Source organism: Actinosynnema sp. NPDC002837 (assembly GCF_040295345.1).
Lineage (GTDB): Bacteria > Actinomycetota > Actinomycetes > Mycobacteriales > Pseudonocardiaceae > Actinosynnema.
Map to the genome: position 1 here is coordinate 12,900 of NZ_JBEOVG010000063.1, position 17,774 is coordinate 30,673.

Below are 17,774 nucleotides of genomic sequence, written 5' to 3' on the forward strand. Positions count from 1 at the left end.
GCCTTTTTATTTGGTCTAGACCACTCTCCGAGGTGGGCGCGATTCACCCTGCCGATCCCGCCGAGGAGGACTCTTCATGTCACGACGAACGAGCGCGCTGCTCGCAGCGAGCGCGCTGGCCATAGGTTCACTGGTCGCGGGTCCGGCCGCCCAAGCGGCGCCGGGCGTCACCGCCACCTTCGCCAAGACCCAGGACTGGGGCAGCGGCTTCGAGGCCCGGTTCACCGTCGCCAACGGCGGACCGTCCGCCATCACCTCGTGGCGCATCGAGTTCGACCTGCCCGCGGGCACCGCGCTCGGGTCGTACTGGGACGCACTTGTCACCCGATCGGGTGATCATTACGTGGCGACCAACCGCGAGTACAACGGCAACGTGGGTGTCGGCGCGTCGACGAGCTTCGGCTTCGTCGGCACCGGTTCCGGCGCGCCGCTCAACTGCACCGTCAACGGGGCTCCCTGCACCGGTGGCGGCGGCGGTGACACGGCCGCGCCCAGCGCGCCCGGCTCCCTGCGCGTCACCGGCACGACCAGCAACTCGGTCTCGCTCGCGTGGACCGCGTCGACCGACAACGTCGGCGTGACCGCGTACGACGTGTACCGCGGCACCTCGGTCGCCACCGCGGTCAGCGGCACGACGGCCACCGTGACCGGCCTGAACGCGTCCACCTCGTACACGTTCACGGTGCGGGCGCGCGACGCCGCGGGGAACACCTCGGGCCCGTCCGACCAGGTCTCCGCGACCACCCAGCCGGGCACGAACCCGACCGGCGGCCGGGGCGCGCCGTACCTGTTCCTGGGCTGGGGCAACCCGCCCGCGCCGGCCACGATCATGAGCACGACCGGCGTCAAGTGGTTCACCATGGCGTTCGTGCTGTCGTCGGGCGGCTGCAACCCGGCGTGGGACGGCAACCGGCCGCTGACCGGCGGCATCGACGCGCAGGCGATCCAGCAGATCCGGGCGGCCGGTGGCGACGTCGTGCCGTCGTTCGGCGGGTGGAGCGGCAACAAGCTCGGCCCCAACTGCTCGACCCCGCAGGCGCTGGCCGGCGCGTACCAGCAGGTCATCAACGCCTACGGGCTCAAGGCCATCGACATCGACATCGAGAACACCGACGAGTTCGAGAACGCCGCCGTGCAGGACCGGATCCTGGAGGCGCTCAAGATCGTCAAGGCGAACAACCCGGGCATCCAGACCATCGTCACGTTCGGCACCACGACCACCGGCCCGAACTCCTGGGGCAACCGGCTGGTCGAGCGGGCGGCGGCGATCGGGGCGGGCGTCGACGTGTTCACGATCATGCCGTTCGACTTCGGCAGCTCGAACATCGGCGCCGACACCGTCAACGCCGCCACCGGGCTCAAGGACAAGCTGAAGGCCACGTTCGGGTGGTCGGACGCGGAGGCGTTCCGGCACGTCGGCATCTCGGGCATGAACGGCCTGTCCGACCAGCGCGAGGTGACGACCACCCAGACGTGGACGCAGCTGCGCGACTGGTCGAAGTCCAACGGCCTGGCCCGGTTCGCGTTCTGGGCCGTCAACCGCGACCGCGGCGGGTGCGACGGCCAGGTCGCGTCGAACTGCAGCGGCATCCCGCAGGCGGACTGGGAGTTCACCCGGATCACGGCCGGGTTCTGAGCGGTTCGCCGACCGGTTTCGACACCTGGCCGAACTCCATGATGCACGCGTCGCGGCCGTGAGGTCGCCACGCGCTGGTCGCCGGCGCCGGGAACGGCGTCGGCGACCTCGGAGGGCACCTGTCGGGCACGGGGTTTCGGGCGCTCCGAAGACACCGCGCGCGACAGGGCGTCCCGGTCTTGGGCCGCTTAGGGTTCGGGTCATGCGCACCGCACTGATCGGTTACGGGCTCGGCGGAGCCGCCTTCCACGCACCGTTCCTGTCCACCACGCCCGGCTTGGCGCTGGGCGCCGTCGTCACCGGGAACCCGGAACGGCAGGCGGAGGTGTCGTCCCGCTACCCGGAGGCCGAGCTGATCTCGTCGGTGGACGAGGTGTGGCGGCGGGCCGACGAGTTCGACCTGGTCGTGGTGACCACGCCGAACCGGTCGCACGCCGCGCACGCCCGTGCCGCGTTGGAGCACGGGCTGAACGTCGTGGTGGACAAGCCGTTCGCGCCGTCGGCCGGCGAGGCGCGGGAGCTGGCGGACCTGGCGGCGGCACGCGGGTTGCTGCTGGCGCCGTTCCACAACCGGCGCTGGGACGGCGACTTCCGCACCGTGGCGCGGCTGGTCGGCGAGGGCGCGTTGGGGCGGGTGCACCGGTTCGAGTCGCGGTTCGAGCGGTGGCGGCCGGAGGTGAAGGGGAGCTGGAAGGAGTCCGGCGACCCGGCCGACCTCGGCAGCATCGTGTTCGACCTGGGCACGCACCTGGTGGACCAGGCGGTGGCGCTGTTCGGGCGTCCGACGAGCGTGTACGCGGAGGTGCGGACGTTGCGGGCCGGCGCCCGCGCGCACGACGACGCGTTCCTGGCGCTGACCCACTCGTCCGGCGCCGTGTCGCACCTGTGGGCGTCGGCGTTGGCGGCGTCGCCGGGGCCGCGGTTCCGCGTCCTGGGCGACCGGTCGGCGTACGTGAAGCACGGGATGGACCCGCAGGAGGAGGCGTTGAAGGCGGGCGAGGTGCCCGGCGGGGAGGGGTGGGGCGAGGACGCGGTGGAGCAGTGGGGCGTGCTCGGCACGGAGCCGGTGCACACGGAGCCGGGGGCGTACCAGGACTTCTACGCGGCCGTCGCCGCTGGTCAGGCCCCTGTTCCGGTGGCGGACGCGGTCGCCGGGCTGGAGGTCGTCGAGGCGGCGTTCGCGTCGGCGCGTTCGGGTGAGGTCGTCCCACTGCCCTAGGTGTCTTGCCGGCCGAATCTCTCAGTGACTAAGATTCTTTGTCATGAGAGACGACAGGCGTGTGCAGGTGCTGGTGGTCGGCGCGGGGCTCAGCGGGTTGACCGCGGCGTTGTTCCTGGCGCAGCGGGGCGTTTCGGTGCTGGGGATCTCGAAGCACCGGGGCACGTCGCCGCACCCGAAGGCGACGGGGCAGACCCACCGCACGATGGAGGTGCTGCGGCGGGCCGGCGTCGCGGACGAGGTGCTGGCGGGTGGCGCGGGGCTCGACGGCGGGCTCGTGATCAAGGTCGCGGAGAGCCTGCGCGGGCGGGTGTTTCACACGATCGTGCACGAGGACGACACGTGGGAGACCCCGCTCAGCCCCGAGCGCTCCGGCATGGCGAGCCAGGACCACGTGGAGCCGGTGTTGTTGCGGCGGGCGCGCGAACTGGGCGCCGAGGTGCTGTTCGAGACCGAGCTGGTGTCGTTGGCGCAGGACGACGACGGGGTGTCGGCGGGGGTCCGCTCGGCCGGGGGCGAGTACACCGTCCGGGCGGACTACGTGATCGGGGCCGACGGGCACCGCGGAGTGGTGCGCTCGGCGGCGGGCATCGGGCGGCAGGGCCCCGGTGAGCTGTCGAGCCACGTCGGCGTGGTGTTCGACGCGGACCTGACCTCGCACATCGCGGCCGACAAGTTGACGTTGTACTACCTGCGGAACCCGGCGTTCACCGGTGCGTTCGTCGGCACGAACACCGCGCGGCGCAACGTGTTCACGATCGAGTACGACCCGGCGCGCGAGTCGGCGGCGGACTACCCCGTGCGGCGGTGCGTCGAGCTGCTGCGGATCGCCACGGACGCGCCCGACCTGGAGCCGGAGATCCTCGAGGTCACGGCGTGGGAGATGGCGGCGTGGCTGAGCGACCGGTTCCGGGCCGGGCGGGTGTTCCTGGTCGGTGACGCGGCGAAGGTGACGCCGCCGACCGGCGGGCTCGGCGGCAACACCGCGATCGGCGACGGGTACGACATCGCGTGGAAGCTGGCGGAGGTGCTCGACGGCGAGGCCGGTGAGGGGCTGCTGGACAGCTACGAGGCCGAACGGCGGCCGTACGCGAAGCTGGTGGTGGACGGGTCGTACGCGAACTACGTGCAGCGGTTCGCGCCGCACCTGGCGGGCCCGGACGTGCCGGCGGAGGTCGACCACCTGCACCTGACCCTGGGCTACCGCTGCCGTTCGAACGCCGTGCTGATCGACGACACCGACCCGGCGCCGGTGGAGGACCCGGCCACCCCGTCCGCCCGCCCCGGCTTCCGCGCACCGCACGTCGTGGTGACCCACCACGGCCGCCAGGTGTCCACTCTGGACCTGTTCACCACCTGGACCCTCGTCACGCTGAACCCCGAGTGGCGCGATACCGCCGTGCCGTCCCTGCACGTCCCCACCATCACCGACCACACCGACACCCTGGCCACGCGCTACCGCATCGGCCCCGCGGGCGCCGCCCTGATCCGCCCCGACGGCGTCATCGCCTGGCACACCACCAATCCCCCCACCTCCCCCGCTCCGGACCTCTCCACCACCCTCCGCACCCTGAAATCCCTCTGACCCCCGCGCGTGTCCTGCGTTCGCGTCCCGCGTTCCGAACGCAGGACACGCGCGGGTCAGGAGGCGGTGCGGCGGAGGGTCTCGCCGATGGCGAGCAGGGAGAGGGCGCTGATCAGGGCCCCCACGATCAGGTACAGGGAGATCGGCCACGAGTCGTGGGTCGGGGTCACGCCCAGGAGCCACGTCGCGATCACGGGCGACAGGCCACCACCCAGCACGGCGCCCAGCTGGTAGCTCAACGACACCCCGCTGTACCGCACCCGCGTGCCGAACAGCTCGGCGTAGTAGGCGGGCATCGGCCCGAACACCGCCGCCGAACCGGCGAACGCCACCACCATCGCCAGCACCACCAGCCCCGGCGACCGCGTCTCCAACAGCCAGAACAACGGGAACGCGAACACGCCCAGGAACGCCGCCCCACCGAGCATCACGGGCAGCCGCCCCACCCGGTCGGACAGCCGCGCGAACACCAGGATCGCCAACGCCTGCGCGAACGCGCCGATCAGCCCGGCGGTCAACAGCGTCCCCCGCGCCATCCCCAGCTGACGCGTCCCGTACGACACCGCGAACGTCGCCACCACGAAGATGAACATGTTGAACCCGAGGTTCACCCCCGCGCCGAGGAGCACCTTCCGCCACGACTCGCGCAGCACCACGGCCACCGGCAGCCGCACCGCGCCCGCCTTCTCCCGCGCCTCGCGGAACACCGGGCTCTCCTCGACCGACAGCCGCACGTACAGCCCGACACCGACCAGCACCAGGCTCGCCAGGAACGGCAACCGCCAGCCCCAGCTCAGGAACGCGTCGCCGGACACCGCGGTCGACGCCGCCATCGCGCCGTTGGCCAGCAGCAACCCGACGGGCGATCCGAGGAACGTCCAGCTGCCGTACCACCCCGTGCGCCCGACCGGCGCGTGCTCGACCGCCATCAACGTCGCGCCGCCCTGCTCGCCGCCCAGGAAGAAACCCTGCACCACCCGCAGCAGGACCAGCAGCAACGGCGCGGCCAGCCCGATCGAGGAGTACGTCGGCAGCAACCCGATCGCCGCCGTGCACAAGCCGGTCGCGGTCAACGTCAGCACCAGCATCGACCGCCGCCCGATGCGGTCGCCGAAGTGACCGATCACCACCCCGCCCAGCGGCCGGGCCAGGAAACCCGCGCCGAACGTGGCGAACGCCAGCAGCGTGCCGATCCTGGGGTCGAAGGAGGGGAAGAACAGCTTGTCGAACACCAGCGCGGACGCGGTGCCGTAGAGCAGGAAGTCGTACAGCTCGACCGCGTTCCCGGCGGAGCTGGCGAACGCCACCCGGCGCACTTCGGAAGCCATCCACCCACCCTGGCCCGCACGGGCGCGCGACCCACCTCGACCGTGAGCCACGTCACACACCCGCCGCTACCGACGGGTACCGCAACCCCGGCCCGCCGAACCGGTTCGATCTTGCCGGAAACCACACGATCCGGTGAGATGCCTGGAGTTGAGCCGTAATCGGCCGCCACCCTGTGGAGCATGGCACCACTCCCGCTGTTCGCGGCGATCGCCGCGCTCATCCCCTCGTTCACCAACCCGGAGTCGAGTTTCGTGCTCAGCGTGCAGCGCGGCGAATCGCTCCTGTTGTCGAACCTGACCTGCGAACCCGCCGGCGGCCTGCACCCCAGGGCGGACGAGGCGTGCCTCGCCTTGTCCGGTGTGGACGGACAGATCGACGGCCTGTCGACCGACCAGGGCCTGTGCACGCTGGAGCACGACCCGGTGCGCGTCACGGCGTCCGGCACGTGGCGCGGCGAGACGCGGTCGTTCGAGGCGGAGTTCCCGAACCCGTGCGTGATGCGCGCGCAGACCGGTCCGGTGTTCGACTTCTGACCCGGCAGGGGCGCAACCCGTGGAGGGCCCGCGACACCGCCGCCGAAGTCGTGGCCCCTCCACGGGGTCCTGCGAAGGTCCTCGGACCTCTCAGGCGACCGTAGGGACCCGAGGACCTGATCGTCAACCTTCTTCACATTCGTGAAACGAGGTCGCCGCACCCCTCTGCCCAGACCATTACCGGGTGAACACCTCCTTGAGCCATCCGAGTGATCGGATCTCTGGTTCTGGGTGCGCACCGTCTCAGGCAGACCGTTCTATCCTCCGCGCGAACCGCTTGGGGGAAGACGTATGGGTGATTTCCTGCTGTACACGATCGCCGTTCCGGTGACGTTCCTGTCCTTGGTGCTCGGCATGGCCCTGGCCGCGCGCCGCATCCTCGGGCTCCACGTCGGGCTCATCCGCACGACGCTCGCGTGCATGGTCGGCCTGTCGGCGAGCGAGGCGGCGCTGAACGCGATGCCGGGCCCGGAGACCACGCCCGCGCTGGCGACCGTGCAGATCGGCGTCGCGCTGCTGATGATGATCGCGCTGCTCACGTTCGCCGAGATCGTCGTGCCGACCGGCTCGATCCCGCCGCCGACCGAGTGGTGGCGCGCGCTGCGCGGGCGGGTCTCGCGCACCCGCCGCTACTCCCGGATCACCGCGATCGCGTTCCGCCACGGCCTGGGGCCGTACCTGCGCGGCCGGGAGCGCACCGACACCCGGCTGGCCCGGTCGCTGCGGCTGGCGCTGGAGGAGGGCGGCGTCACGTTCGTCAAGCTCGGCCAGGTGCTGTCCACGCGGCCGGACCTGCTGCCGCCGGACGTGGTCGACGAGCTGGCGCTGTTGCAGGACAAGGTGCCCGCCGCGCCGTGGCCGGCGGTGCGCGAGGTGCTGGTGGCCGAGCTGGGCCTGCCGCCGGAGGAGGTGTTCGCCGAGTTCGACGAGCGGCCGATCGCCGCCGCGTCGGTCGCGCAGGTGCACCGGGCGCGGCTGAAGTCCGGCGAGGACGTGGTGGTGAAGGTGCAGCGGCCGGGCGTGCGGCGGGTCGCCGAGGGCGACCTGGACATCGTGAACCGGCTCGCGTCGACGTTGCACGACAAGACCCGGTGGGGCAAGGCGATCGGCGTGCGCGACCTGGCCGCCGGGTTCTCCGCCGCGTTGCGCGAGGAGCTGGACTTCCGGGTCGAGGCGCGCAACCTGGCGGCCGTGCGGGCGGCGTCCGACGGCAACGACGTGGTGCTGCCCGCCGTGCACGAGGACCTCTGCACGGCACGCGTGCTGGTCATGCAGCGGCTGGACGGCGCGCCCGTGCGGTCGGCGTCCCTGGAGTCGGTGGACCGGGACGCGCTGGCCCGCACGCTGCTGGACGCGCTGCTGCGCCAGGTGATGCTCAACGGCGTCTTCCACGCCGACCCGCACCCCGGCAACATCATGCTGCTGGGTGACGGCCGGCTCGGCATGCTGGACTTCGGCTCCGTCGGCCGGATCGACGCGCAGCTGCGCGCGGCGCTGGGCAAGCTGCTGCTGGCCATCGACCACGGCGACCCGGCCGGCCTGCGCGACGCGCTGCTGGAGCTGGTGGCCCGGCCGGACGAGATCGACGAGCAGCAGCTGGAGCGCGCGCTCGGGCAGTTCATGGCACGGCACCTCAGCACCGGGATGCGGCCGGACGTGGAGATGTTCGGCGACCTGTTCAAGCTGGTCTACCGGTACGGGCTGAGCATCCCGCCGGAGATCGCGGCGGTGTTCCGGGCGCTGGCCACGGTGGAGGGCACGCTGGCCGCGCTGTCGCCGGGGTTCAACATCGTGGTCGAGTCGCGGTCGTTCGCGGACAAGCAGTTCAGCGCGCACCTCACGCCGGAGTCGCTGAAGCGCACGGTGACCGAGGAGCTGCACGCGCTGATGCCCATGCTGCGGCGCCTGCCACGACGGGCGGACCGGATCTCCAGCGCGTTGGAGCAGGGTCGGCTGGGGCTGAACATGCGGCTGTTCGCCGACGAGCGCGATCGGCAGTTCATCGTCTCGCTGCTGCACCAGGTGATGCTGACCGTGCTGGGCGCGACGGCGGGCGTGATGGCCGTGCTGCTGCTGGGCGCGGACGGCGGGCCGCACGTCGGGCCGGACCTCTCGCTGTTCCAGGTGTTCGGCTACAACCTGCTGGTCATCAGCGTGCTGCTCGGGCTGCGGGTGGTGGTGACGATCTTCCGGCCACGCGGTTGACGCGGTTGGTTTGCGGTGCAAACCTGACCGGGTGGCAGACCTGCTGGGTGACCTGGCCGAACTGCGCCGTCGGGCGCGGGAGGACCGGCACGCCTACCCGTTCCCGCTGCTGTTCTTCGGCGTCGCGTCGTTCCTGGCCGTGCCCCTGTACGCGCCGTCACCGGGGGCCGCGGCGGCGTGGAGCCCGTTGACGGTGCTCGGCGCGCACCCCGAGGTGCGGCACCCGACGCTGCTCGGCCTGTACTGGCTGGTCGTGCTGGTGGTGGGCGGGCTCGCCACGGCGTGGTGGTACCGCAGGCGCGGCGCGAGGGTCGGCATCGAGACGTCCACGGCGGGCTACCTCGGCGCGTTGGCGATCGGGTTGAGCGCGCCGGTGGTCGGCGTGGTGCTGGCGGTCGTCCTGCCGGGTCACCGCGTCGGCGCCTCCTGGCCGTGGTCGGGCACGGCGATCGGGCTGATCGTGCTGGCCGTGGCCACCGTGCTGTGGCGCCGCCGCGCGCCGCTGGTGCCGACGGCGGCCGCGGCGGTGCTCGGCACGGCGGTGCTCCAGTACGACCAGGGCCCGATCGGGCAGTTCATCGCGATCGGCCTCGGCCTGGTGGTGCTGGCGGCGGTGGAGCGCAGCACCCGGTTCACCACCATCACGGCGGGGTACCTGGTCGCGCTGTGCGTGTCGGCCGGCTTCACGCCGCCGGCCGCGGTCGACCCCGGCACGTGGTCGTTGGGCAGCGTGGTCGTGCTGCCCGGGTTGGTGCTCCTCGTGGGCGGTGTGGTGGGCTTGCGGCGTGGCTGAGCACCCCACCGCGTCGCTGGACGACGTGGTGCACCAGAGGCACCGGCTGGGCATCCTCACCGTGGCGGCGGAGGCGAAGCGGGTCGAGTTCGGCTACCTGCGGTCCACTTTGGAGCTGACGGCGGGCAACCTGTCGCGGCACATCGCCGTGCTGGAGGAGGCCGGGCTGGTGGCCGTGGAGAAGGGGTACGACGGCAAGCGGCCGCGGACGTGGGTCGGCGTGACGGCGGCGGGGCGGGCCGCGCTGGCGGCGGAGATGGCGGCCCTGCGGGCGCTCGTCGAGCGGCACGTAGCCTCGCAGCCATGAGCATCCACGACATCCCGCTGCGCACGCTGTCCGGTGAGCCGTCGAGCCTGGGCGCGTTGGAGGGCAAGGCCTTGCTGGTGGTGAACGTCGCCTCGAAGTGCGGGCTGACGCCGCAGTACCAGGGCTTGGAGCGGTTGCAGGAGCGGTTCGCGGGGCAGGGGTTCTCCGTGGTCGGGTTCCCGTGCAACCAGTTCGCCGGGCAGGAGCCGGGCACGGCGGAGGAGATCGCCACGTTCTGCTCCACCACGTACGGCGTGACGTTCCCGCTGTTCGAGAAGGTCGAGGTGAACGGCCCGTCCCGGCACCCGCTGTACGCCGAGCTGACGTCGTTCGCGGACCTCGACGGCGCGGCCGGCGACGTGCAGTGGAACTTCGAGAAGTTCCTGCTCGCCCCGTCCGGCGAAGTCGTCGCCCGGTTCCGGCCGCGGACCGAGCCGGAGGACGAGGCGGTCGTCAAGGCCATCGAGTCGGTGCTGCCTTGACCGCGCGGGCGGAGTTGGAGCGCCTGGCCCGGCAGGCGCGCGACGAACTGGCCGCCGCCGGCCTGCCCCTGTCGCACGAGGGGCTGGCGCCGGACCTGCAGTGCGGCGTCACGGTCCGGGTGACCATGTGGGAGCCGGACGACGGCGTGGTGCACGCGGACTGGCGGCCCAGCCCCCGGCTCAGCCGGGTGGCGGTCGACGCCCTGCGCCACAAGCACCTGGACCACCCGGCCCTGCACCGGCAGGGAGCCGTGTCGCAGGCCATGGCCGACGCCGTCATCACCATCCTGACCGCCGTCGGCTTCACCGCCCGGCACACGACGAACGACTACCTCCCGTACGGCGTCGACGTCCTCGCCGCACCCGAAGGCCCGCCCGCGTGGGCGGTCCACGACGACGAGCTGACCATGCCGGGCTGGTCGGGGTGACCGAGGCCGGGCCCGCCCTCCGCAAGGGCAGCCCCGGCCTCGGTTCAGCACTCGATGACGTTCACGGCGAGGCCGCCGCGGGCCGTCTCCTTGTCCTTGACCTTCATTGCGCAACACCCTGACCAGCACGAATGCCGCCAAGACGTCTTACTGGCCGTCCCCAGGCCGTCACAGCGGAGCAGCACCCTCGCGAAGATCAAGGAAACCGGAAGAATGGGCCGCACACCCCGCCATTCGGTCAGCGTCGCCGGAGTCGTGGTCAACGATTCGGGGCAGGTGCTCGTCATCCGGCGCAGGGACAACGGCCACTGGGAGCCACCCGGCGGAGTGCTCGAGCCGGCCGAGACGTTCGAAGACGGCCTCAGGCGAGAGGTCCTTGAGGAGACCGGCATCTCGGTCCAGGTCGAACGCTTGACCGGCGTCTACAAGAACATGCGACGCGCCATCGTGGCCTTGGTCTACCGCTGCACCCCGCTGGACGAGCCCGACCAGGCCACCACCGAAGCAGCCGAGGTTCGTTGGATGACGCTGGACGAAGTCCGCGAAGCGATGTCACCGGCCTACGCGGTGCGAGTAACCGACGCGTTCGAGTCCGAATTGCACACTCGCGCTCACGACGGCGTGAACCTCCTCCCGTAGCCGCTGCTGAATTCTGCTGTGCTGGATCAAGGCGCGCCGACCTGAGGGCGCGACAGCTGGCAGCAGCAGCAGTCGGGACGATCGCGTGGTCGAGAAGTGTTGTGCGGCATCGAGGTTCAGGCCGAAGACGCGCGAACGGGCTCCACCCCGCGTTACGAGGTGGAGCCCGTCAGGTGCGGCTCAAGATCAGGCCGTCTCCAGGCCGTGGGACGTCAGGCAGTGGCGAGAACCATCGAGCAGCGATGGAAGCCATCCGCCCTGGTCAGCGGCCGGTTATCAGCACTCGATGACGTTCACGGCCAGGCCGCCGCGCGCGGTCTCCTTGTACTTGACCTTCATGTCCTTGCCCGTCTCACGCATGGTCTTGATGACCTTGTCCAGCGACACGAAGTGGGAGCCGTCGCCGCGCAACGCCATCCGCGCCGCCGTGATCGCCTTGATCGACGCCAACGCGTTGCGCTCGATGCACGGGATCTGCACCAGTCCCCCGATCGGGTCGCACGTCAGCCCCAGGTTGTGCTCCATGGCGATCTCGGCCGCGTTCTCCACCTGCTCCGGCGTGCCACCCAGCACCTCGGCCAGCCCGCCGGCCGCCATCGAGCACGCCGAGCCGACCTCGCCCTGGCACCCGACCTCGGCTCCGGAGATCGACGCGTTCTCCTTGAACAGCACGCCGACCGCACCCGCCGTCAGCAGGAACCGCACCACACCGTCGTCGGACGCGCCCGGCACGAAGCGGGTGTAGTAGTGCAGCACCGCGGGCACGATGCCGGCCGCGCCGTTGGTCGGCGCGGTCACCACGCGGCCACCCGCGGCGTTCTCCTCGTTCACCGCCAGCGCGAACAGGGTCACCCAGTCCATCACCCGCAACGGGTCCGTGGCGTAGTGCTCGGCGGCCATCCGCTGCCGCATCTCGGCCGCCCGCCGCCGCACCTTCAAGCCGCCGGGCAGCACCCCGGTCCGCGTGCAGCCGCGCTCGACGCACTCCTGCATCACGTCCCAGATGCGCAGCAGCCCCGAGCGCACCGACTCCTCGTCGCGCCACGACCGCTCGTTGGCCAGCATCACCTCGCTGATCGACAGCCCGGTCTCCCGGCACCGCGCCAGCAGCTCGTCACCGGTCCGGAACGGGTGCCCGACCGGCGTCTCGTCGGGCTTGATCCGGTCCGCCCCGGTGGCCGTGTCGTCCACCACGAACCCGCCGCCGACGGAGTAGTACACCGCCGAGTCGACCACGACGTCACCCGAGTGGGCGGTGAAGCTCATGCCGTTGGGGTGCAGCGGCAACGACTTCCGCCGGTGCATCACCAGATCGGCGTCCTCGGTGAACGCGATCTCCCGCACCCCGGCCAGCCGCAGCCGCCTGGTGGCCCGGATTTCCGCCAGCCGCCGCTCGGCCTCCTCCGGGTCGACCTCCTCCGGCCGGCTGCCCTCCAGGCCCAGCACCACCGCCTTCGGGCTGCCGTGCCCGTGCCCGGTCGCGCCGAGCGACCCGAACAGCTCCACGTGCACCCGGTCGACCGAGGCCAACGAGGGCCGCAGCCGTTGCGCGAACATCATCGCCGCGCGCATCGGGCCCACCGTGTGCGAGCTCGACGGTCCGATGCCCACGGAGAACAGGTCGAACACGCTGATCGCCATGACGTCAGTCCCCGGTCAGTTCCGCGTACTTCGCCGCGGTCAGCAACCCGGACGCGTCCGTCACGGCCACCTTGAACAGCCACCCGGCCCCGTACGGGTCGTTGTTGATCAACGACGGGTCGTCGACCGCGGCCCGGTTGACCTCGACCACCTCGCCGCTGATCGGCGCGTACAGGTCGCTGACCGACTTGGTCGACTCCAGCTCGCCGCACACCTCGCCCGACTTCACCACGGCGCCGACCTCGGGCAGCTCCACGAACACGATGTCACCCAACGACTCCGCCGCGTACGACGTGATGCCGACCGCCACGGGCTCCTGGGTACCCGGCGCCCAGTCCACCCACTCGTGCTCGGGCGTGTACAGCAGGTTGTCCGGAAAAGTCACGACAGCGCTCCCTCACGGCAAGGTCCACCAGAGCCCCACTCTGTCCTGGGACCTGAGAGCTTCACCGACGCCGGAGCGGCGGCTTGCACCGTGGGTGCGCGGACTTGCGCGCTTTCCAGAGTCGCCTCACCCGAGCGGTTCTCGCTGCCTGAGAGTGTGCGGGGTACTTGCTCCTTCGGCGCCCCGGCACGTTCACCGAGGTCTCTCCCGCGCGGGTTCCGGCGCTCCTGGCGCGCCGCGGCCGATGTTCAGTTGGTTGGCCCGCACGCTAGGTGCCGGGCCCGACGGGTGTCAACGCACCGTCGGGCTTGTTCGATCAGCACAGTGGCGCAAGGGTGCGTTCGTGCCGGCCGCACGATGACACCGAATACCCGTTACCGGACCTTTGGTGTAACAACGGCCGAAGGAGCCCACCGTGCGGATCGCCGTCCCCCGCGAGATCAAGAACCACGAGTACCGCGTCGCGCTGACCCCGGCGGGCGCGCACGAGCTGACGCAGCGCGGCCACGACGTGGTGGTCGAGGCCGGCGCGGGCCTCGGTTCGGCCATCACCGACGAGGAGTACCTGGCCGCGGGCGCGAAGGTGCTGGCGGGCGCGGACGACGTGTGGGCCGAGGGCGACCTGGTGCTCAAGGTGAAGGAGCCGATCGCCGAGGAGTACCCGCGGCTGCGCAAGGGCCAGGTCCTGTTCACGTACCTGCACCTGGCCGCCGACCGGCCGCTGACGCAGGCGCTGCTGGACTCGGGCACCACCGCCGTCGCCTACGAGACCGTGCAGACCGCGAACGGCGCGCTGCCGCTGCTGGCGCCGATGTCCGAGGTGGCGGGCAGGCTCGCGCCGCAGGTGGGCGCGTTCTCGCTGATGAAGCCGTCCGGCGGGCGCGGCGTGCTGCCCGGCGGCGTGCCCGGCGTGCACCCGGCGCGGGTGGTCGTGATCGGCGGCGGCGTGGCGGGCCTGAACGCGGCGGCGATCGCCGTCGGCATGGGCGCGGACGTGCAGATCCTGGACACCAACGTGGACCGGCTGCGCCACATCGACGCCCTCTACCAGGGCCGCCTGCGCACCGTGACGTCCAACCGGTACTCCGTCGAGCAGGCCGTCCGCGAGGCCGACCTGGTCATCGGCGCGGTGCTGGTGCCCGGCGCGAAGGCGCCGAAGCTGGTGAGCAACGAGCTGGTCGCCGACATGAAGCCCGGCTCCGTCCTGGTGGACATCGCGATCGACCAGGGCGGCTGCTTCGCCGACTCGCGCCCGACCACGCACGCCGACCCGACCTACCAGGTGCACGACACCGTCTTCTACTGCGTGGCGAACATGCCCGGCGCCGTGCCGCGGACGTCGACCTACGCGCTGACCAACGTGACGCTGCCGTACGCCGTCGCGCTGGCCGACCAGGGCTGGGAGGCGGCGCTGCGGGCGGACGCGTCGCTGGCGCTCGGCCTGAACGCGCACGAGGGCCTGCTGACCAACCTGCCGGTCGCGCAGGCGCACGGGATGACCCACACGCCGCTCGACTTCTGAGGACCCACCGCGAAGGGCCCCGCTCACGTGCTGTGAGCGGGGCCCTTCGGCGAAAGAAAGACGGCCCGCTCAACCAGCCTGGGGGTCACTGGGAGCGGGCCGCGTCGCCAATCTTAGCCGGGAACGGGGGTCGCTGCCCAGTGACCCCACCGATCCGGCCGAGATTCCCACCCGGCGGTGGCGACGCGCTGTGCCCAAACTCAAGCAATCGAGTGAACTTGGGTGATAACGGGTAAGTCACGACGGCCCCGCGACCGATGCACAGGGCGGGAACCCCGCGGCTACCCGGCGGGGTCGTCCGCTCGCGCGGCGCTCTGCCGCGCCACCTCCGATCGGAGCGCAGATGGCTGAACCCGAGGGCTGGATCGACTGCCACGACCCGTTCGGGCGGGACCGGTCGATGACCGTGCTCGTCGAGGACGACCGAGTTCTGCTGGTCGCGCCGCCCGGCGAGTCCGCCGTGATGTCCGTCACGCAGACGCGCAGGCTGCACCGCCTGCTCGACCAAGTCGCCGACAGGATGTGACGGCCGTGGACGAAGCGCTGCGGGCCGCCGTGATGCGCCGGCTGGCGCTGCTGGACGAGGCCGCCGAGACCGGCGAGGCGGACGCCCTCGTGCCGCTCGCGCGGTCCGAGATCCACCGCCTGGCCGACGGCTGGCGGCTGCTGCTGACCGTGCACCAACCGGATCCGGACGGCCGCTGCGGCGCGTGCCCCGGCATCCTGCGGCACAAGAAGTGGCCGTGCCAGGTGTGGACGATGGCCCACCAGCACCTCATCGGCGACGGCCTGCCGCACCGCGAACGCCGCCGTCCGCTGCGCACGCTGCGACATTCGAAGGAGGTCGAGACGACGGCCGAGATACCCAGGGTCGCGTCGAAACCGCGGCATGCCCTCCCCGAGTGACCCTCCTAGGGCAGGATGACGCCCGGTAGGAGTACTCGGGAGGGACGCGTGCACGACGGCAGTGGCCGCATCGTGGTGCAGAACTTGACCAAGCAGTTCGGTCCGGTCGCAGCGGTGCAGAATCTCAGCTTCACGGTGGAACCCGGTTCGGTGACCGGCTTCCTCGGCCCCAACGGGGCCGGCAAGACGACGACGCTGCGCATGCTGCTCGGCCTGGTGACCCCGACCGCGGGCACCGGACTGATCAACGGCAGGCCGTTCGCCCAGCTCGGCAACCCGGCGCGGGTGGTCGGCGCGGTGCTGGAGGCGCAGGGCTTCCACCCCAAGCGCACGGCGCGCAACCACCTGCGGGTCTACGCGGCCGCGATCGGCGTGCCGGACTCGCGCGCCGACCAGGTGCTCCAGCTGGTGGGCCTCGGCGCGGCCGGCGACCGCAAGGCGGGCGGGTTCTCGCTGGGCATGAAGCAGCGGCTGGCCCTGGCCACCGCGCTGCTCGGCGACCCGCAGATCCTGGTGCTCGACGAGCCGGCCAACGGGCTCGACCCGGAGGGCATCGCGTGGCTGCGGACGTTCCTGCAGTCCTACGCGCGCAGCGGGCGGACCGTGCTGATCTCCAGCCACCTGCTGGCGGAGGTCGAGCAGACCGTCGACCAGGTGGTCGTCATCAGCCGCGGTCAGACCATGTACTACGGCTCGCTCGACCAGCTGCGCGACCAGCAGCAGGGCCGCGTGCTCGTGCAGCCGTCGGACACCGGCGCGCTGGTCGCGGCGTTGCGCGAGGACGGGATCAGCGCGATCGAGCAGCTGCCGGACGGCCGCATCGCGGTGACCGGCGTGGAGGCCAGGCAGGTCGCCGACACCGCGTTGAAGGCGGGTGTGTCGGTCTACGGCATCCAGGAGGAGAAGGTCGACCTGGAGCGGCTGTTCTTCCAGCTCACCAACGGCCAGTACGCGGCGCCGGGCCAGTACGCCCAACCCGGCGGCTACCAGCAGCAGCCGCCCGCCGGGTACCAGCAGCAGCTACCGGCCGGCTACCAGCAGCCGTACCAGACACCGCCGCAGGGCTACCAGCAGCAGCCGCCGCCGGGCTACCAGCAGCCGCCCGGCTACGAGCAGCAGTACCAGCAGCAGTACCAACAGCCCCCGCAGGGCTACGAGGCGCCACCACCGGGGTCCCAGCCGCCGCCGCAGGACAATCCGTACGGACAGCAACACGGTCAGGGCGGCCTCGGGGGCGGTGCGTGATGGGCAACCTGATCAAGTCGGAGTTCCGCAAGACGACCACCACGGGCCTGTGGTGGGGCCTGATGATCCCGACCGTGCTGCTCGCGTTCGGCTGGGCGCTCGGCACCGGGGCCATCTTCAAGACCGTCTCGGACATCATGAACAACGACGAGGCGGCGGAGCTCACCGCGCTGCTCAACGTGGACCCGTCGCAGTGGCAGATGTCGGTGTTCGGGATCGCCCGCAGCATCAACGTGGCGACGATCTTCCCGATGATCTTCGGCGGCCTGGCGATCGCGAACGAGATCAACCGCAAGACGATCACCACGACGTTCCTGACCTCGCCCAACCGGGTCTCCGCGCTGGCCGCGAAGATGATCGTCTACATCCTGTGGGGCGCGATCTTCGGCATCGCCATCGTCGCGTCGGTGAGCATCGGCATCGCGCTGACCTCGAACTCGGGCTCGTTGCCCGACGCCGGCGGCTGGCTCGCGCTGGCCGGTGTCGGCGTGCTGTCGTCGATCCTGATGACCATGTTCGGCGTCGGCGTCGGCGCGCTGATGACCAGCGTCGTCGGCACCACCGTGGTGCTGCTGCTCTACATGCTGATCGTGGAGAACGGCATCCAGCTCGTGCTGGCGTCGCAGGGCCTGCCGGAGATCATCGGCTTCCTGCCCAACGGCGCGGTGAACGGCATGACCGGCTCGGTGGCGTCGTCGCTGTTCCTGTCGAACGCCGGCGTCGTGCCGGAGGACATGGTCGAGTTCCTGCGGGCGATCGCGGGCGCGCTGGGCGCGTTCGACTGGTGGTTGAGCGGCCTGGTCTTCCTCGTCTGGACGGCGTTGTTCTTCCTCGGCGGCTGGGCGGCCACTCAGCGCAAGGACATCACCTGATCGCGTGTTCTTGATCGGCTGACGGAGGCCGCCCCGAAGGTTCGGGG

18 protein-coding genes and 1 riboswitch are annotated in these 17,774 nt (G+C 71.4%); of the genes, 15 read left to right on the plus strand and 3 right to left on the minus strand.

Annotation, left to right across the window (positions count from 1 at the left end):
- Positions 1 to 76: 76 nt before the first annotated feature.
- The 3 genes from ABTZ99_RS31635 (at position 77) to rdmE (ending at position 4,440) form a co-directional block, all read left to right on the plus strand.
- Complete coding sequence (locus tag ABTZ99_RS31635) at positions 77 to 1,636, plus strand: cellulose binding domain-containing protein (protein ID WP_499616467.1); 1,560 nt, start codon at positions 77 to 79, stop codon at positions 1,634 to 1,636.
- 202 nt (positions 1,637 to 1,838) lie between these two features.
- Positions 1,839 to 2,855 (plus strand): Gfo/Idh/MocA family protein, encoded by a 1,017-nt coding sequence (locus ABTZ99_RS31640; protein ID WP_499616470.1) that lies wholly within the window; start codon positions 1,839 to 1,841, stop codon positions 2,853 to 2,855.
- 43 nt (positions 2,856 to 2,898) lie between these two features.
- Positions 2,899 to 4,440: an aklavinone 12-hydroxylase RdmE gene (gene rdmE, locus ABTZ99_RS31645; RefSeq protein ID WP_499616473.1), complete on the plus strand. Its 1,542-nt coding sequence runs from the start codon at positions 2,899 to 2,901 to the stop codon at positions 4,438 to 4,440.
- A 56-nt stretch (positions 4,441 to 4,496) separates the two neighbouring features.
- Here the strand turns inward: rdmE and ABTZ99_RS31650 are convergent, their stop codons facing one another.
- The gene (locus ABTZ99_RS31650) at positions 4,497 to 5,768 is read right to left on the minus strand and encodes an MFS transporter (RefSeq protein WP_498784452.1); all 1,272 of its coding nucleotides are present in this window, start codon (positions 5,766 to 5,768) and stop codon (positions 4,497 to 4,499) included.
- Positions 5,769 to 5,948: 180 nt separating this feature from the next.
- Here ABTZ99_RS31650 and ABTZ99_RS31655 point away from each other — a divergent pair, with 180 nt between their 5' ends.
- The 7 genes from ABTZ99_RS31655 to ABTZ99_RS31685 all read left to right on the plus strand — a co-directional run bounded on the left by ABTZ99_RS31655 (position 5,949) and on the right by ABTZ99_RS31685 (position 11,156).
- Positions 5,949 to 6,302, plus strand: a complete 354-nt coding sequence (locus tag ABTZ99_RS31655; RefSeq protein ID WP_498784454.1) for an SSI family serine proteinase inhibitor — start codon at positions 5,949 to 5,951, stop codon at positions 6,300 to 6,302.
- A gap of 291 nt (positions 6,303 to 6,593) precedes the next feature.
- The gene (locus tag ABTZ99_RS31660) at positions 6,594 to 8,507 is read left to right on the plus strand and encodes an ABC1 kinase family protein (protein ID WP_499616477.1); all 1,914 of its coding nucleotides are present in this window, start codon (positions 6,594 to 6,596) and stop codon (positions 8,505 to 8,507) included.
- A 31-nt stretch (positions 8,508 to 8,538) separates the two neighbouring features.
- Complete coding sequence (locus tag ABTZ99_RS31665; RefSeq protein ID WP_499616480.1) at positions 8,539 to 9,300, plus strand: hypothetical protein; 762 nt, start codon at positions 8,539 to 8,541, stop codon at positions 9,298 to 9,300.
- A complete protein-coding gene (locus ABTZ99_RS31670) occupies positions 9,293 to 9,607 on the plus strand; it encodes a transcriptional regulator (RefSeq protein ID WP_499616482.1) in 315 nt (104 codons plus the stop codon). Before ABTZ99_RS31665 ends, ABTZ99_RS31670 begins: the two co-directional genes overlap by 8 nt.
- Positions 9,604 to 10,089 carry a glutathione peroxidase gene (locus ABTZ99_RS31675; protein WP_498784462.1) on the plus strand — a complete coding sequence of 162 codons (486 nt, stop codon included), beginning with the start codon at positions 9,604 to 9,606 and terminating at the stop codon, positions 10,087 to 10,089. The genes ABTZ99_RS31670 and ABTZ99_RS31675 overlap by 4 nt, the downstream gene beginning before the upstream one ends.
- Positions 10,086 to 10,517 (plus strand): hypothetical protein, encoded by a 432-nt coding sequence (locus ABTZ99_RS31680; protein WP_499616485.1) that lies wholly within the window; start codon positions 10,086 to 10,088, stop codon positions 10,515 to 10,517. Before ABTZ99_RS31675 ends, ABTZ99_RS31680 begins: the two co-directional genes overlap by 4 nt.
- Positions 10,518 to 10,730: 213 nt before the next feature.
- Positions 10,731 to 11,156 (plus strand): NUDIX hydrolase, encoded by a 426-nt coding sequence (locus ABTZ99_RS31685; protein ID WP_499616488.1) that lies wholly within the window; start codon positions 10,731 to 10,733, stop codon positions 11,154 to 11,156.
- Positions 11,157 to 11,432: 276 nt separating this feature from the next.
- Here ABTZ99_RS31685 and ABTZ99_RS31690 read toward each other — a convergent pair whose 3' ends face one another.
- Both ABTZ99_RS31690 and gcvH read right to left on the minus strand, forming a co-directional pair.
- A complete protein-coding gene (locus tag ABTZ99_RS31690) occupies positions 11,433 to 12,797 on the minus strand; it encodes an L-serine ammonia-lyase (RefSeq protein WP_499616491.1) in 1,365 nt (454 codons plus the stop codon).
- A gap of 4 nt (positions 12,798 to 12,801) precedes the next feature.
- Positions 12,802 to 13,182 (minus strand): glycine cleavage system protein GcvH, encoded by a 381-nt coding sequence (gcvH, locus tag ABTZ99_RS31695; protein ID WP_499616494.1) that lies wholly within the window; start codon positions 13,180 to 13,182, stop codon positions 12,802 to 12,804.
- A gap of 125 nt (positions 13,183 to 13,307) precedes the next feature.
- Positions 13,308 to 13,402: riboswitch (glycine riboswitch) on the minus strand.
- A 195-nt stretch (positions 13,403 to 13,597) separates the two neighbouring features.
- Here gcvH and ald point away from each other — a divergent pair.
- The 5 genes from ald to ABTZ99_RS31720 all read left to right on the plus strand — a co-directional run bounded on the left by ald (position 13,598) and on the right by ABTZ99_RS31720 (position 17,727).
- Entirely contained in the window at positions 13,598 to 14,704 is a 1,107-nt protein-coding gene (gene ald / locus ABTZ99_RS31700) for an alanine dehydrogenase (RefSeq protein WP_498784470.1), read from the plus strand.
- A gap of 343 nt (positions 14,705 to 15,047) precedes the next feature.
- On the plus strand, positions 15,048 to 15,230 hold the full coding sequence (locus ABTZ99_RS31705) for a hypothetical protein (RefSeq protein ID WP_123745591.1): 183 nt from the start codon (positions 15,048 to 15,050) through the stop codon (positions 15,228 to 15,230).
- Positions 15,231 to 15,235: 5 nt separating this feature from the next.
- Positions 15,236 to 15,610 carry a hypothetical protein gene (locus ABTZ99_RS31710; RefSeq protein ID WP_498784472.1) on the plus strand — a complete coding sequence of 125 codons (375 nt, stop codon included), beginning with the start codon at positions 15,236 to 15,238 and terminating at the stop codon, positions 15,608 to 15,610.
- 48 nt (positions 15,611 to 15,658) lie between these two features.
- The gene (locus ABTZ99_RS31715; protein ID WP_499616499.1) at positions 15,659 to 16,855 is read left to right on the plus strand and encodes an ABC transporter ATP-binding protein; all 1,197 of its coding nucleotides are present in this window, start codon (positions 15,659 to 15,661) and stop codon (positions 16,853 to 16,855) included.
- Entirely contained in the window at positions 16,855 to 17,727 is an 873-nt protein-coding gene (locus tag ABTZ99_RS31720) for an ABC-2 transporter permease (protein ID WP_498784476.1), read from the plus strand. The genes ABTZ99_RS31715 and ABTZ99_RS31720 overlap by 1 nt, the downstream gene beginning before the upstream one ends.
- The last annotated feature ends 47 nt before the right edge of the window (positions 17,728 to 17,774 follow it).

Coding starts and splice junctions, on each gene's coding strand:
- ABTZ99_RS31635 (WP_499616467.1), top strand. CDS start 77: ATGTCACGACGAACGAGCGCGCTGCTCGCAGCGAGCGCGCTGGCCATA.
- ABTZ99_RS31640 (WP_499616470.1), top strand. CDS start 1,839: ATGCGCACCGCACTGATCGGTTACGGGCTCGGCGGAGCCGCCTTCCAC.
- rdmE (WP_499616473.1), top strand. CDS start 2,899: ATGAGAGACGACAGGCGTGTGCAGGTGCTGGTGGTCGGCGCGGGGCTC.
- ABTZ99_RS31650 (WP_498784452.1), bottom strand. CDS start 5,768: ATGGCTTCCGAAGTGCGCCGGGTGGCGTTCGCCAGCTCCGCCGGGAAC.
- ABTZ99_RS31655 (WP_498784454.1), top strand. CDS start 5,949: ATGGCACCACTCCCGCTGTTCGCGGCGATCGCCGCGCTCATCCCCTCG.
- ABTZ99_RS31660 (WP_499616477.1), top strand. CDS start 6,594: ATGGGTGATTTCCTGCTGTACACGATCGCCGTTCCGGTGACGTTCCTG.
- ABTZ99_RS31675 (WP_498784462.1), top strand. CDS start 9,604: ATGAGCATCCACGACATCCCGCTGCGCACGCTGTCCGGTGAGCCGTCG.
- ABTZ99_RS31685 (WP_499616488.1), top strand. CDS start 10,731: ATGGGCCGCACACCCCGCCATTCGGTCAGCGTCGCCGGAGTCGTGGTC.
- ABTZ99_RS31690 (WP_499616491.1), bottom strand. CDS start 12,797: ATGGCGATCAGCGTGTTCGACCTGTTCTCCGTGGGCATCGGACCGTCG.
- ABTZ99_RS31705 (WP_123745591.1), top strand. CDS start 15,048: ATGGCTGAACCCGAGGGCTGGATCGACTGCCACGACCCGTTCGGGCGG.
- ABTZ99_RS31720 (WP_498784476.1), top strand. CDS start 16,855: ATGGGCAACCTGATCAAGTCGGAGTTCCGCAAGACGACCACCACGGGC.